The organism is Leifsonella bigeumensis (assembly GCF_039537265.1).
Taxonomy (GTDB): Bacteria; Actinomycetota; Actinomycetes; order Actinomycetales; family Microbacteriaceae; genus Terrimesophilobacter; species Terrimesophilobacter bigeumensis.
This window is the reverse complement of sequence record NZ_BAABAE010000003.1, coordinates 1,110,419-1,124,640: the sequence shown is the minus strand read 5'-3', so window position 1 is coordinate 1,124,640 and position 14,222 is coordinate 1,110,419. Positions and strand designations below refer to the sequence as shown.

At 68.5% G+C, this 14,222-nt stretch carries 13 protein-coding genes; 6 read left to right on the top strand and 7 right to left on the bottom strand.

Going from position 1 to position 14,222, the window contains the following annotated elements:
• Window positions 1-28 precede the first annotated feature (28 nt).
• The 5 genes from gap (at window position 29) to ABD678_RS10575 (ending at window position 3,765) form a co-directional block, all read left to right on the top strand.
• On the top strand, window positions 29-1,036 hold the full coding sequence (gene gap / locus ABD678_RS10595; RefSeq protein ID WP_344756429.1) for a type I glyceraldehyde-3-phosphate dehydrogenase: 1,008 nt from the start codon (window positions 29-31) through the stop codon (window positions 1,034-1,036).
• 10 nt (window positions 1,037-1,046) lie between these two features.
• Window positions 1,047-2,258: a phosphoglycerate kinase gene (locus ABD678_RS10590; RefSeq protein ID WP_344756427.1), complete on the top strand. Its 1,212-nt coding sequence runs from the start codon at window positions 1,047-1,049 to the stop codon at window positions 2,256-2,258.
• Window positions 2,249-3,049: a triose-phosphate isomerase gene (tpiA, locus tag ABD678_RS10585; RefSeq protein WP_344756425.1), complete on the top strand. Its 801-nt coding sequence runs from the start codon at window positions 2,249-2,251 to the stop codon at window positions 3,047-3,049. The genes ABD678_RS10590 and tpiA overlap by 10 nt, the downstream gene beginning before the upstream one ends.
• Before the next feature lie 90 nt (window positions 3,050-3,139).
• Window positions 3,140-3,391 carry a preprotein translocase subunit SecG gene (gene secG / locus ABD678_RS10580; RefSeq protein WP_344756423.1) on the top strand — a complete coding sequence of 84 codons (252 nt, stop codon included), beginning with the start codon at window positions 3,140-3,142 and terminating at the stop codon, window positions 3,389-3,391.
• Window positions 3,392-3,402: 11 nt separating this feature from the next.
• Entirely contained in the window at window positions 3,403-3,765 is a 363-nt protein-coding gene (locus tag ABD678_RS10575; protein WP_344756421.1) for an RNA polymerase-binding protein RbpA, read from the top strand.
• A gap of 8 nt (window positions 3,766-3,773) precedes the next feature.
• On the opposite strand, the gene pgl is transcribed toward ABD678_RS10575, so the two are convergent.
• The 6 genes from pgl to tkt are packed head-to-tail and all read right to left on the bottom strand — an operon-like array spanning window position 3,774 to window position 11,940.
• Window positions 3,774-4,565, bottom strand: coding sequence for a 6-phosphogluconolactonase (gene pgl / locus ABD678_RS10570; protein ID WP_344756419.1), 792 nt, complete (start codon window positions 4,563-4,565; stop codon window positions 3,774-3,776).
• On the bottom strand, window positions 4,562-5,548 hold the full coding sequence (locus ABD678_RS10565) for a glucose-6-phosphate dehydrogenase assembly protein OpcA (RefSeq protein ID WP_344756417.1): 987 nt from the start codon (window positions 5,546-5,548) through the stop codon (window positions 4,562-4,564). The genes pgl and ABD678_RS10565 overlap by 4 nt, the downstream gene beginning before the upstream one ends.
• Complete coding sequence (gene zwf, locus ABD678_RS10560; protein WP_344756415.1) at window positions 5,545-7,086, bottom strand: glucose-6-phosphate dehydrogenase; 1,542 nt, start codon at window positions 7,084-7,086, stop codon at window positions 5,545-5,547. Before zwf ends, ABD678_RS10565 begins: the two co-directional genes overlap by 4 nt.
• A gap of 6 nt (window positions 7,087-7,092) precedes the next feature.
• Window positions 7,093-8,691, bottom strand: coding sequence for a glucose-6-phosphate isomerase (locus ABD678_RS10555; protein WP_344756413.1), 1,599 nt, complete (start codon window positions 8,689-8,691; stop codon window positions 7,093-7,095).
• Entirely contained in the window at window positions 8,688-9,818 is a 1,131-nt protein-coding gene (gene tal / locus ABD678_RS10550) for a transaldolase (RefSeq protein WP_344756411.1), read from the bottom strand. Before tal ends, ABD678_RS10555 begins: the two co-directional genes overlap by 4 nt.
• Before the next feature lie 31 nt (window positions 9,819-9,849).
• On the bottom strand, window positions 9,850-11,940 hold the full coding sequence (gene tkt, locus ABD678_RS10545) for a transketolase (protein ID WP_344756409.1): 2,091 nt from the start codon (window positions 11,938-11,940) through the stop codon (window positions 9,850-9,852).
• 225 nt (window positions 11,941-12,165) lie between these two features.
• On the opposite strand from tkt, the gene ABD678_RS10540 reads away from it, so the two are divergent.
• Window positions 12,166-13,086, top strand: coding sequence for a heme o synthase (locus ABD678_RS10540; RefSeq protein ID WP_344756407.1), 921 nt, complete (start codon window positions 12,166-12,168; stop codon window positions 13,084-13,086).
• Here ABD678_RS10540 and ABD678_RS10535 read toward each other — a convergent pair.
• Window positions 13,083-14,006, bottom strand: a complete 924-nt coding sequence (locus ABD678_RS10535) for a COX15/CtaA family protein (RefSeq protein ID WP_344756405.1) — start codon at window positions 14,004-14,006, stop codon at window positions 13,083-13,085. The two genes, ABD678_RS10540 and ABD678_RS10535, sit on opposite strands and share 4 nt — an antisense overlap.
• Between the last annotated feature and the right edge of the window lie 216 nt (window positions 14,007-14,222).

Sequence of the window (14,222 nt, the reverse complement as noted above, 5' to 3'; positions counted from 1 at the left end):
CACCGTCCAATCCCCGAGGAGCATTGTTTTGTCCGTCAAGATCGGAATCAACGGGTTCGGCCGCATCGGCCGCAACTATTTTCGCGCCGCACTGGCCAAGGGCAGTGACCTCGATATCGTCGCGGTCAACGACCTGACCGACAACAAGGCCCTCGCGACCCTGCTCAAGTACGACTCGGTCACCGGCCGGCTCGACGCGACGGTGGAACTGGATGGCGACCGCATCGTGGTCAATGGCAAACCGATCACGGTGCTCGAGCAGCGCGATCCGGCGCTGCTCGGCTGGGGCGATCTCGGGGTCGACATCGTCGTGGAGTCCACGGGCCGGTTCACCAACGCCGAGGACGCCCGCAAGCACCTCGACGCCGGCGCGAAGAAGGTCATCATCTCGGCGCCGGCCAAGGGCGAGGATGCGACCTTCGTCATGGGAGTCAACGAGGAGTCGTACGACCCTGCGAACCACCACATCATCTCGAACGCATCCTGCACGACGAACTGTCTCGCGCCTCTCGCCAAGGTGTTCCTCGACAACTTCGGCATCGAGCGCGGTCTCATGACGACGGTGCACGCCTACACGGCCGACCAGAACCTGCAGGACGGCCCGCACAGCGATCTGCGCCGTGCCCGCGCCGCGGCCATCAACATCGTGCCCACGAGCACGGGTGCGGCCAAGGCGATCGGCCTCGTGCTTCCCGAGCTCGTCGGCAAGCTCGACGGCTACGCGCTGCGGGTGCCGGTTCCGACCGGGTCGATCACCGACCTCACGGTCGAGACGCGCGCCGGGCTCACCGTCGAAGATGTCAACGTCGCCTACCGGGAGGCCGCGAACGGTTCGCTCAAGGGCCTCCTCAGCTACACCGAGGACCCCCTCGTCTCGAGTGACATCGTGAGCGACCCGCACTCCTGCATCTTCGACTCCGGTCTCACCAAGGTGATCGGGACGCAGGTCAAGGTCGCCGGCTGGTACGACAACGAGTGGGGTTACTCCAACCGGCTCGTCGACCTGACCGAGTACGTCGCCGCCCGCCTGTCCTGATCGGCGCACGATGCTCCGTACGATCGAGTCCCTAGGCCCGCTCGCCGGCAAGCGCGTCATCGTCCGCTGCGACCTCAACGTGCCGCTCGACGGCCAGGTCATCACCGACGATGGGCGCATCCGGGCGTCGCTCACGACCCTCAACGAGCTCATCCACGCCGGTGCGCGCACGGTCGTCATCTCGCATCTCGGGCGTCCGGATGGCGCCCCGGATGCGAAGTACAGCCTCGCGCCGGTCGCCCAGCGGCTATGCGAACTGCTCGGCAATCCGGTCGTCTTCGCGAGCGATACGGTCGGGCAGGCGGCGAAGGATGCCGTCGGCGGTCTCGAAGACGGCGACATCGCACTCCTGGAGAACCTCCGGTTCAACCCGGGGGAGACGGCCAGGGATGACGCTGATCGCCGGGAGTTCGCGAGCAGGCTCGCCGAGCTCGGCGACCTGTTCGTGTCCGACGGTTTCGGGGTGGTGCATCGCAAGCAGGCGAGCGTCTTCGAGCTCGCCGAACTGCTCCCGAGCGCCGCCGGGCGACTGATGACCGCTGAGCTCGAGGTGCTCGATCGTCTCACCGAGTCCCCGCAGAAGCCCTACACGGTCGTTCTCGGGGGCTCCAAGGTCTCCGACAAGCTCGGCGTCATCGGGCATCTGCTGCCCCGCGTCGACTCACTGCTCATCGGTGGCGGCATGATGTTCACCTTCCTGGCCGCCCAGGGGCATCCGGTCGGGTCGAGTCTGCTCGAGGAGGACCAGCTCGACACCGTGCGCGGCTACCTCGCCGAGGCCGAACGGCTCGGCGTCGACCTTGTCCTTCCCGTCGACACGATCGTCGCCTCGGCGTTCTCGGCGGATGCCGACCATGAGGTCCGCGCCGTCGATGCGATCGAGGACACCGCCTGGGGCGCATCCGGAATCGGGCTCGACATCGGTCCGGAGACGGCGAAGCGTTTCGCCGAGGTCGTGAGGTCATCCACGACGGTCTTCTGGAACGGCCCGATGGGCGTGTTCGAGTTCCCGGCGTTCTCCGGGGGCACGAAGGCGGTCGCCCAGGCGCTCACCGAGGTCGACGGACTCTCGGTCGTGGGCGGAGGCGATTCCGCCGCCGCCGTGCGGGCACTCGGTTTCGACGACAGCAGGTTCGGCCACATATCGACCGGCGGAGGTGCCAGCCTCGAATTCCTCGAGGGGAAGCGACTGCCAGGACTGGAGGTACTCGGATGGCAGTGAAAGCCGAAGCAGGGCGCCGCCCGCTCATCGCGGGCAACTGGAAGCTCAACCTCGACCACCTTCAGTCGATCGCCTTCGTACAGAAGCTCGCCTGGAGCCTCCAGGACGCCAAGCTCGATTTCCGGACCGTCGAGGTGGCGGTGTTCCCACCGTTCACCGATCTGCGCTCGGTTCAGTCGCTCATCGTCTCCGACCACTTTCCGATCACCTTCGGAGCTCAGGATGTCTCCGAACACGACTCCGGCGCCTACACCGGTGAGATCTCCGGGGCGTTCCTGAAGGCGCTCGAGTGCACCTACGCGATCGTCGGCCACTCCGAGCGCCGCTCCTACCACCACGAGACGAGCGAGCTGGTCGGGGCGAAGGCTGCCGCCGCCATCCGACACGGGCTCGTACCGGTGATCTGCGTCGGTGAGACGGCCGAGGATCTCGAGGCGCGCGGTGCGAGTGCCGTTCCCGTGGAGCAGCTTGAGACGGCACTGGCCGGCCTGCCGAAGGGGTCGGACATCGTCGTGGCCTATGAGCCGGTCTGGGCGATCGGATCCGGCCAGGCGGCGACTCCGGAGCAGGCCGAGAACGTCGCCGCGCAACTGCGCGCCGTCGTCGGCACGGCGCTCGGCGAGGAGGCCGGTGCCGCGACCCGCATCCTCTACGGCGGATCGGTCAAATCCGGCAACATCGCGAGCTTCCTGCGCGAGCCGAATGTCGACGGTGCGCTCGTCGGCGGGGCGAGCCTCGTGGTCGACGAGTTCGCGAAGATCGCCCGCTTCCAGAGCCACGTCGGCACCTAGTCCGCCGGCATCGAGCAGGGTGAATCGGTCAATCGGCCGGCACAAGTTATACTGATCAACGGTCAGCGCCCGCAGAAAGGCACCATTCCCGTGGAAATCCTCCAGGTCATCTTCCAGGTCGTACTCGGAATCACGAGCCTCCTGCTGACCCTTCTCATCCTCCTGCACAAGGGCCGCGGTGGCGGCCTCTCGGACATGTTCGGCGGCGGAACGACCTCGAATCTGGGCGCCTCCGGCGTCGCTGAGCGCAACCTCAACCGTTTCACGGTCATTCTGGGCCTCGTCTGGGTGTCCTGCATCATCGTGCTCGGCCTCCTCACCAAGTTCAACGTCGGAATCTAAAGGGGTCATCGGTGGCATCAGGTGGCAGTGCTATTCGTGGTTCGCGCGTCGGCGCCGGACCGATGGGAGAGCAGGACCGCGGTTTTCACGCGGACCGCATCCAGGTCCTGTACTGGTGTTCGAACGGTCATGAACTGAAGCCGTACTTCCTGGCGACGATCGAGCCGGAGGAGATCCCCGAGCAGCTCGACTGCCCGAACTGCGGGCTTCCGGCCGGCCGCGACAAGGAGAATCCTCCCTCGGTGGCGAAGCTCGAGCCCTACAAGACGCACCTCGCCTACGTGAAGGAACGCCGAACCGAGCAGGAAGCGGCAACACTGCTCGACGAGGCGCTCGAACAGCTCAGGGCGCGCCGGGGCCGTACCTCGGCTTAGACCTGCGCCTAGGCGGTCGTGCCGTCATCCGCGAGGAGTTCCGGCGGAACCTCGGCGGCGGCGTCCCGGTCGAGGAAGAATATCGTCCTCACGCGCCCTGAGACGCCCGCTACAGGCACTTCGACCGTGTTTGCGCCCGCCAGGGCCAGGCCGAGGGCCGGGGCCTTGTCGGCGCCGGCGAGGCACAGCCAGACCCGATCGGCACGGTTGATCGCCGGGAGTGTGAGGCTCAGGCGCTCGGGAGGGGGTTTCGGGGAGTTGCGCACGGCCACGACGGTCGGTTCGGTGACCCGGATGCCGTCGTACTCGGGAAACAGCGAGGCGACGTGGCCGTCCGGCCCGACCCCGAGGAAGAGGAGGTCGAAGTCGGGCACGGGTTCGCCTTTCCGAGCGGACCGGGAGAGTTCCGCGGCGTAGCTGCCGGCTGCCGCATCCAGGTCGAGAGGCCCGTCCGAAGCGGGGAGGCGGTGGATCCGAGCGGGGGCCAAGAGCCCTTGAGCGACCAGCCCGGCCAACAGCCCATCGTCGGCGAGCGTGTCATTGCGCTCGGGGTCGCCTGCGGGCAGCCAGCGTTCGTCTCCCCACCAGAGCTCGACCCGACTCCAGTCGAGCGAGTCCCGCTGCCCGGAGGCACCGATCGCCGCGAGGATCTCACCGCCGACGGTCCCCCCGGTGAACACGATGTGCGCCACCGGTTTCGTCTCGAGGATGCCGCCGATGGTCTCGTAGAACCGCGCGGCGACTGCCGAGGCGAGACCGGCCCGGTCGTCGTAGACGAGTACGAGCCGTTCGGGGCTCATGACGCACTCCTCTCGTCGAAGGGGATGGATGAGGTGATCGGCGCGGCGAGGCCGGCGAGTCCCCGCCGCAGCACGTCGCCGAACAGGTCGTCGGGGTCGAGCCTGCGCAGCTCCTCGGCGAGGCAGTCGCGCAGTGTTCGGCGTGGCAGCGAGATGTCGTGGACAGGCTGGCCCGGCTGAACCAGCGTGACGATGCTCGGCTGGGTCCGCCGGAGCTCGATGATTCCGGCCTCCCGCTCGAGCCGCACCTCGTAGATGCCGGCGCGCATGCCCGAAGGCCCATAGGTCGACTGTGTCGCGGTGACCCCGAGCTGCTGTTGCAACCAGGCGGCCAGGAGCGTCGTCGAAGGTGAGTCGGAGGCGCCGTGCACCTCGATGGCGGTGACCTGCTGGTACGGCGGCTGGTCGAGAACCGCGGCCAGTTGTGCCCGCCAGAGGGTCAGTCGCGTCCAGGAGAAATCGGTGTCTCCCGGCCGGTAGGACTCCGCGAGATGGTCGAGGTAGGCGCGAGGATCCGCCTGGGCGGCGGCATCCGTGATGCGTCGCTGGGCCATCCGGCCGATCGCGGACTCGGAGACGACGGGAGGCGCCTCGGCCGGCCACCAGGCGACGACCGGCGCATCGGCCAGCAGGAGCCCGGTCACGAGGCCTTCCTCGTTCTTGGCGGTCTCGCCGTAGGCGCGCAACACGACGACTTCGCTCGCACCGGCGTCGCCGCCGACCCTGATCTGGGCGTCGAGGCGCGACTCGGCGGGGGAGCCCGTGGGCGTGGCGTCCGGTGAGGTGGAGAGGACGATGACACGCATCGGATGCTCACGCGAGGCATCGTTGGCGGCCTCGATCGCCTCCTCCTCCGCACCGTGTCGCGTGGCGATCACGAGTGTCAGCACACGACCGAGGGCGACGGCGCCACCCTCTTCGCGGATCTTGACGAGTGCCTTCGAGATCCCGCTCGTCGTCGTGTTGGGCAGTTCGACGATCATGGGCGCCTCCAGGTGCGGCCGTCGCGGGCGAGGAGCGCATCAGCCGATGCCGGCCCCCAGGTCCCCGGCCGGTACTGCTCGGGTTGGCCCTGGGTGGCCCAGAACTCTTCGATGGGGTCGAGGATCCTCCAGCTGAGTTCGACCTCCTCGTGGCGGGGGAAGAGCGGCGGGTCGCCGAGCAGCACGTCGAGGATGAGGCGCTCGTAGGCCTCGGGGCTCGCCTCGGTGAAGGCGTGCCCGTATCCGAAATCCATCGTCACGTCGCGGACCTGCATGCCGGCGCCCGGCACCTTCGAACCGAACCGGATCGTGACCCCCTCGTCCGGCTGCACGCGGATGACGAGCGCGTTCTGGCCCAGGGCGCTCGTCTGGCTCTCGGCGAACAGGTACTGGGGCGCACGCTTGAACACGACGGCGATCTCGGTCACTCGCCGGCCGAGGCGCTTCCCGGCCCTCAGGTAGAAGGGCACGCCCGCCCAGCGACGCGTGTTGATGTCGAGTCGGATGGCGGCGTAGGTCTCGGTGAGGGACGCCGGATCCATGCCCTCCTCGTCGAGGAATCCGATGACCCGCTCACCCCCCTGCCAGCCGCTCGAGTACTGCCCGCGGGCTGTCGTGAGCGAGAGGTCTTTGCCGAGCCGCACCGCGGAGAGGATCTTCTCCTTCTCCGCCCTGAGGTCACGCGCGTCGAAGGACACCGGCTCCTCCATGGCCGTGAGGGCCAGCAGCTGGAGGAGGTGGTTCTGGATGACGTCACGGGCGGCGCCGATCCCGTCGTAGTAGCCCGCACGTCCGCCGACGCCGATGTCCTCGGCCATCGTGATCTGCACGTGGTCGACGTAGCGCTCGTTCCAGATGGGCTCGTAGAGCTGGTTGGCGAAACGCAGGGCGAGGATGTTCTGGACCGTCTCCTTGCCCAGGTAGTGGTCGATGCGGAACACCGAGTCCGGCGGGAACACCGACTCCACGACGTCGTTGAGCGCGCGCGCCGAGACGAGGTCGCTGCCGAAGGGCTTCTCGATCACAACGCGTCGCCACTGGCCGTCTGCCTGCTGGGCGAGACCCGAGCGACGCAGCTGCTCGGTGACCTGGGGGAACGACTTCGGCGGGATCGAGAGGTAGAAGGCGTGGTTGCCCATAGTGCCGCGGGAGGCGTCGAGTTCCTTGAGCGTCTCGGCGAGCCTCTCGAAGGCCGCGTCGTCGTCGAACTCGCCCTGGACGAAGCGGATGCCTCGTGAGAGCTGCTCCCAGACGTCCTCGTCGAAGGGCGTCCGGGCGTAGGACTTGACGGCGTCGTGCACGGCCTGGGCGAAGTCCTGGGTCTCCCAGTCCCGTCGCGCGAACCCGACGAGGGCGAACCCGGGCGGCAGCAACCCGCGATTGGCCAGGTCGTACACGGCGGGCATGAGCTTCTTGCGGGAGAGGTCGCCGGTGACGCCGAAGATGATGAGGGCGCTCGGGCCGGCGATGCGGTTGAGCCGGCGGTCGGACGCCAGCCTCAGGGGGTTGGACTCCATCGTGATCGCGACCGGTGGCATCCGCGGTCAGCCCAGGGTGCCGAGGATGCTCGCGAGGCCGCCCTGCGGGTCGGTCAGCGTGAGCGTGAGGACCGGGCGGCCGTGGTCGGCGAGCACCGAGGCGTCGCCCTGCGCCTGAGCCCGGAGAAGCTGCCCGAAGGTGAAGGGCCGCCCGGGGATCGCGAGATCCTCGCTCTCCGCGCCGACGAGCTGCAGGAACACGCCGACGGCCGGACCGCCCTTGTGGAACTGGCCGGTCGAGTGCAGGAAGCGCGGGCCCCACCCGAAGGTCACCGGGCGGTCGATGCGCGCCGCCACGAGGTCGCGCAGGCGCTCGGCCTGCGGCAGCTGGACGCGATCGAGGTAGGCCTGGATGCTCAGGTAGCCGTTCTCGGGGATCGTGGCGAGCAGCGCATCGATGGCCGAGGGCAGTGTCCCCTTCGCGGTGAGCGCCGCATCGGTCGCCAGCACCTCGACACCGGACTCGGAGAAGGCCGGGGGAGCGGGCGTGGGGGTCGAGTCGAGGAGTCCACGCGTGGCCTCCTTGGCGGACTCGACATCCGGCTGGTCGAAGGGGTCGATGCCGAGGAGACGTCCGGCGACCGCGATCGCGGTCTCCCAGACGAGCAATTGGGCCCCGAGGGTCCCGCTGATCTCGATCTCGCCCTCTTCGACCTCTTCGGTCGCCCGGGCGCTCTCCACGAGGCGCACGACCTGGAGGTCGGGCAGGTTCCTGGAGAGTTCCGGCGCATCCGTTCCGAGAACGACGGGGAGCAGCCCCTTGCCGAGCTTGCCCGTGGACTCGGCGATGAGCTGTTCCGCCCAGTCGGCGAAGCCCACGATGTAGGTGCCGTCGGCGACGATGCCGAGCTTGTCACGGAGGGGCCGGGTTCCGGCGATCGCGGCGCCCAGGATGAGCGCGGGGTTCTCCTCCTGGTCGACCGCGATGCGGCCGGCGACCGACGACGCCTCGTCGAGCAGCGCGGCGATGTCGACGCCGGCGAGGCCTGAGGGGACGAGCCCGAAGGCGGTGAGTGCCGAGTACCGTCCGCCCACATTCGGGTCGGCGTTGAAGACGCGGTAGCCGTCGGTGCGGGCGGCGACATCCAGCGGTGAGCCGGGGTCGGTCACGACGACGACGCGTTCGATCGGGTCGATGCCGATCGCCCGAAACGCCTCCTCGTAGACGCGCTTCTGGCTGTCGGTCTCGACGGTCGAACCCGACTTCGACGAGATCACGACCGCCGTCGTCGCCAGGCGATCGTCGAGGGCGGCGCGGATCTGCCCCGGGGAGGTCGTGTCGAGAATGGTGAGTTCGACGCCCGCGGTCTTCGTGATGACCTCGGGGGCGAGGGACGAGCCGCCCATGCCGCCGAGCACGATGTGGTCGACGCCCTGGGCACGCAGGCGGTCGCGAAGGGCGAGGATGTCGGGAACGAGCGGGTCGGAGACGACGACCGCCTCGGTCCAGCCCAGTCGCTTCGCGGCTTCGGCCTCAGCATCCGCGCCCCAGAGGGTCGGGTCCTGCCCGGCGATGCGCGAGGCGACGAGGTCGGAGACCAACTGGGGCACGATACGCTGCACCGCCTCCAGTGCGGCGCCGCTCGCCGTGATGTCGAAACTCACGAACCGGACTTTCCGCGAGCGGTCTCGAGCGCCGCCGAGACCGTGTCGAGGAGCTCGTTCCAGGAGACCGTGAACTTCTCGATGCCCTCCTTCTCGAGCAGGGCGGTCACCTCGTCGTAGGAGATGCCCTGTGCCGCGATCGCGTCGAGCACGGCGTTGGCGTCCGCGTAATTGCCGGTGACGGTGTCGCCGCGGATCTCCCCGTGATCGAACGTCGCCTCCATGGTCTTCTCCGGCATCGTGTTGACCGTGTCGTCGGCGACGAGCTCCTCGATGTAGAGCGTGTCCTTGAGAGCGGGATCCTTGACCCCGGTGGATGCCCAGAGCGGGCGCTGCGCGTTCGCTCCCGCGGCGAGAAGCCCCGTGGCGCGTTCGCTCGCGAAGGCCTGCTCGAAGACCTGGTAGGCCAGCCGGGCGTTGGCGATGCCCGCCTTGCCCTTGAGAGCGAGCGCCTCGGGCGTTCCGATGGCCTTCAGGCGCTTGTCGACCTCGGTGTCGACACGCGAGACGAAGAACGAGGCGACCGAGCGGATGCCGGTGAGGTCGATGCCGGCGGACTTCGCCTTCTCGAGGCCGGCGAGGTAGGCGTTGATGACCTCGCGGTGGCGCTCAAGGCTGAAGATGAGCGTGACATTCACGCTGATGCCGAGCGCGGTGAGCTCGGTGATCGCCTCGAGGCCCTCGATCGTCGCGGGCACCTTGATCATGACGTTCGGGCGATCCACGGTGTCCCACAGCATCCGGCCCTGGGCGATCGTGCCGGCCGTGTCATGGGCGAGGGCAGGCTCGACCTCGATCGATACGCGGCCGTCGCGGCCGGCCGAGGAGTCGTAGAGAGGCCGGAAGATGTCGCATCCACGCGCGACGTCGTGGGTCGTGATGTCTACGACGGCGTCGCTTACGCTCGTGCCGGCGGCTGCGAGGTTCGCCACCTGCGCGTCGTAGTCTTCGCCCTTGGCGAGGGCGTTCGCGAAGATCGTCGGGTTCGTCGTGACGCCCACCACATGGCGGTCGTCGATGAGCTTCTGCAGCCCTCCCGAGACGATCCGATCGCGGGAGAGGTCGTCGAGCCAGACGCTCACGCCCGCCTTCGTGAGTTCGGCGAGTGGGCTCGTGTTGTCGGTCATCTGTTCTCTTCTCCTTGTACTGGCCCAGGCCTCACGCGGCGAGGGAATCCTTCACCGCAGAGACGACGTGCTCCGTGGTGAGCCCGAACTCACGATAGAGCGTCTCGTAGTCCGCTGAGGCTCCGTAGTGCTCGATGGAGACGCTACGTCCGCGGTCGCCGACGATGCCGCGCCAGCCGAGGGCGATGCCCGCCTCGACGGAGACCCGGGCGGTCACCGAGGCGGGGAGCACCGATTCCCGGTAGTCGGCATCCTGTTCCTCGAACCACTCGAGGCACGGGGCGGAGACGACACGGGCGCCGACGCCGTCGGCCTTGAGCGCCTCGCGGGCCTCGAGGGCGAACTGCACCTCGGATCCGGTCGCGATGATGATGACGTCGGGGGAGCCCTCTGGGGCCTCCGCGAGCACGTAGGCGCCGCGGGCCACATTGCTGGCCGAGGCGAGCGTGTCTCCGGATGCCGCGCCGTCGCCGCGCGCGAACACCGGCAGGTTCTGCCGGCTGAGGGCGATCCCCGCGGGGCCGCCTCTGCGCTGCAGCATGGCGAGCCAGGCGTAGGCGACCTCATTGGCATCCGCGGGGCGGACGACGTCGAGGCCCGGGATCGCACGCAGGGCCGTGAGCTGCTCGATCGGCTGGTGGGTGGGCCCGTCGCCGCCGAGTGCCACGGAGTCGTGCGTCCAGACGTAGATCGAGGGGATCTGCATGAGTGCGGCGAGTCGCACCGCCGGGCGCATGTAGTCGCTGAAGATCAGGAAGGTGCCGCCGAAGGCACGGGTCCTGCCGTGCAGCACGATTCCATTGACGATCGCGCCCATGGCGTGCTCGCGGATGCCGAAATGCAGGACGCGGCCGTACCGGTCGCCGGCCCACTCGTGCGTCGAGTGCTCGGCCGGCACGAAGGACTTCGCCGACTCGATCGTCGTGTTGTTCGACTCGGCGAGGTCGGCGGAGCCGCCCCACAGTTCGGGGACGATGTCGGCGAGGGCGTTGATGACCTTGCCGGATGCGGCGCGGGTCGACACGTCCTTGCCCGCCTCGAAGACCGGCAGCGCGTTCTCGACGCCGTCGGGCAGAGCACCGGAATCGAGCCGGTCTAGCAGGGCCTTGCGGTCGGGATTGGCTGTGGCCCAGGCGTCGAAGCCCTTCTGCCACTCGGCCCGCGCTGCGGCGCCTCGGTCGAGAGCCTTCCGCGTGTGGGCGATGACCTCCGGCTCGACCGCGAAGGTCTCCTCCGGGTCGAAGTCGAGCACCTTCTTGACCGCGGCGAGCTCCTCGGCTCCGAGAGCGGAACCATGGATCTTGCCGGTGTTCTGCTTCGTGGGGGACGGCCATCCGATGATCGTGCGGAGGACGATGAGCGAAGGCCGGTCGGTCTCGCCCTGGGCGGCCTCGATCGCGCGATGCAGCTCGGCGACATCCTCGGTGTAGACGCCGGTCTTCTTCCAGTCGACCACCTGGACGTGCCAGTGGTAGGCCTCGTAGCGGGCGGCGACATCCTCGGTGAAGGCGATGTCGGTGTCGTCCTCGATCGAGATCTGGTTGTCGTCGTAGATGACGACGAGGTTGCCGAGCTTCTGATGGCCGGCGAGGGAGGAGGCCTCGCTCGAGATGCCCTCCTCGAGGTCGCCGTCGCTAGCGATGACGTAGACGAAGTGGTCGAACGGGCTCGTGCCGGCCGCGGCATCCGGGTCGAACAGGCCGCGCTCGTAGCGGGAGGCGTAGGCGAAGCCGACGGCGGAGGAGATGCCCTGGCCGAGGGGGCCCGTGGTCATCTCGACCCCGGCGGTGTGTCCGTATTCGGGATGCCCCGGCGTCTTCGAGCCCCAGGTCCGCAACGCCTTGAGGTCGTCGAGCTCGAGTCCGTCGCCGCCGAAGTAGAGCTGCACGTACTGGGTGAGGGAGGAGTGGCCCGCCGAGAGGATGAACCGGTCGCGGCCGAGCCAGGAGCTGTCGCTCGGGTCGCGGCGCATGATCTTCTGGAACAGCAGGTAGGCGGCGGGGGCGAGACTCATGGCGGTGCCCGGATGTCCGTTGCCCACCTTCTCCACGGCATCCGCCGCGAGGATCCGCGCCGTGTCAACCGCTCGGTCGTCGATCGGCTCCCAGTCGAGTGCTGCCATAAGAATTCGATGACCCTTCTGCCGTCGTGCACGACCGTTCGCGATCGTGGACTGTACGTTGATCGCTCACCCTGACATCATTGGCACCCTGGATCCTCAGGATCCGGCTGGCAAGCAATCCCCAGTATAGGCAACTGCCACGGGGCACGCAGGGCGCCGACAGTGGCAGGACCGCCGGTCGCTTAGACTCGGATGCGGGGACTTTCCGGATACGGATGAGGAGCGATGGACACGGCCGTAACGACGCGTTCGAGCGACGAACGGATCGGCATCCGTCGCAAGGCCGGTGCGTACCTCCAGCTCACCAAGCCCCGCATCATCGAGCTCCTGCTCATCACGACGATCCCCGTCATGTTCCTCGCCCAGGGCGGCATCCCCGACCTGTGGCTCGTGTTGGCGACGCTCGTCGGCGGCGCGCTGAGTGCGGGCTCGGCCGGCGCCTTCAACTGCTACATCGACCGGGACATCGACCGCGTCATGCGTCGAACGAGCAGACGGCCGCTCGTCACCGGCGAGCTCACCGATCGGGAGGCGCTCGTCTTCGCCTGGGTGACGGCCATCGTCTCGACGCTCTGGCTCGGCCTGCTCGTCAACTGGGTCGCGGCGGGGCTCGCCGCAGCCGGGCACGTCTTCTACGTCGTCATCTACTCGCTCTGGCTCAAGCGGCGTACTTCCCAGAACATCATCTGGGGCGGGGCTGCCGGATGCGTTCCCGTGCTCGTCGGATGGTCGGCCGTGACCGGCTCGCTCGGCTGGGCCCCGGTCATCCTGTTCGGGGTCGTGTTCCTCTGGACCCCTCCGCACTACTGGCCGCTGTCGATGCGGTATCGCAAGGACTACCAGGCGGCGAACGTGCCGATGCTCGCCGTGGTGCGGGGCCGGACGCAGGTGGGCCTTCAGGTCGTGCTCTACGCCTGGGCGACCGTCGTCTGCTCGCTCCTGCTCGTGCCGGTCGCGGGTATGGGCATCCTCTACACGGCGGTCGCCGTGCTCTCCGGCGGCTGGTTCGTGGTCGAGTCGCACCGCCTGTACTCCAAGGCCATCCGGCACGCGGAGGGCTCGCCGATGCGGGTCTTCCACGCCTCGATCACCTACCTGACGCTCCTGTTCGTCGCGGTCGGGATCGACCCGCTGCTGCCCTTCTAGGGCTTCGTCCGGGTATCCGCCCGTGGCCGCGTCGTCGAGAGCACGACCGCCGTCATGATCGCGAGAAGCAGGCAGGCGAGCACCATGTGCACTCCGACCGCGAGGGCGGGCAGGCCGTTGCGCGACTGGTAGAGGCCGACGGCGATCTGCAGGAACTCGGCACCGACGAGCCAGAGCGCGAGGTTGCGGGTGGCGACGAAACCGTTGCGCCAGGCGAGCAGGACGAGCAGCAAGGTGAGCCCGAAGAGGACGTAAGCGGGCCAGGCGTGCAGGTGCTCCATGAGTTCCGTCGGCAGGCCGTTGCGCGCCACGTCCAGGTCGCCGGCGTGCGGCCCGGAACCCGTCGTGAGAATGCCGACGAGCACCGTCAGGGCGGCGGCGGTCGCGGTGGTCCAGGCGAGGCCGCGCACCCATCGCGGGAGCGGTGCGGCACGCCCGGCGGGCAGATGGACGAACCAGACGAGCGTCGCGGCGAGCACGACCATCGCCGCAGAGATCACGAAGTGCAGCCCCACGATGTAGGACTCGAGGCTAGACAGCACCGTGATCCCGCCGATCCCGGCCTGCACGAGCACGAGCACGCCGAGCGCGAAGCTCAGCCAGAACAGCTCCCGCCGCGCCCTGAGCTGCCGGGCGAGGAAGAGGAAGGTGAAGAGGGCGACGAGCGCGACGACGCCGCTCATCATTCGGTTCGAGAACTCGACGAGAGCGTGGAACCCGAGCTCCGGCACCGGGACGAGCGAATCAGGGGTGCACAGCGGCCAGGCCGGGCAGCCGAGGCCGGATGCCGTGAGCCGGACGGATCCTCCCGTCCCGACGATCGCGATCTCCGTCGCAAGCGATGCCCAGGCGAACGCCCTGGCGCGGCGGGTCAGCTCGCGGGGGAGCAGCCAGTCGGTGAATCGCTTCCATCCGCGCACGTCACGCGCTCCCTTGCTTTCCGAAAATCGCTCACCTGCGCGCGGGAGCCCTGACAATCCGGCCTCAGCCCTGTAGAATCGAAAGAACAACGGCGAGTGGCCAGGAATTCTTCCCGCGCACGTGTGCCCGGCAAGGATGCCGGAGTCTTCGCCCAGTCTAAGCAAGCGACCCCGGTCGCGACGCACACGCAGGTTCGGCACGTCGTGCCGGCCCGA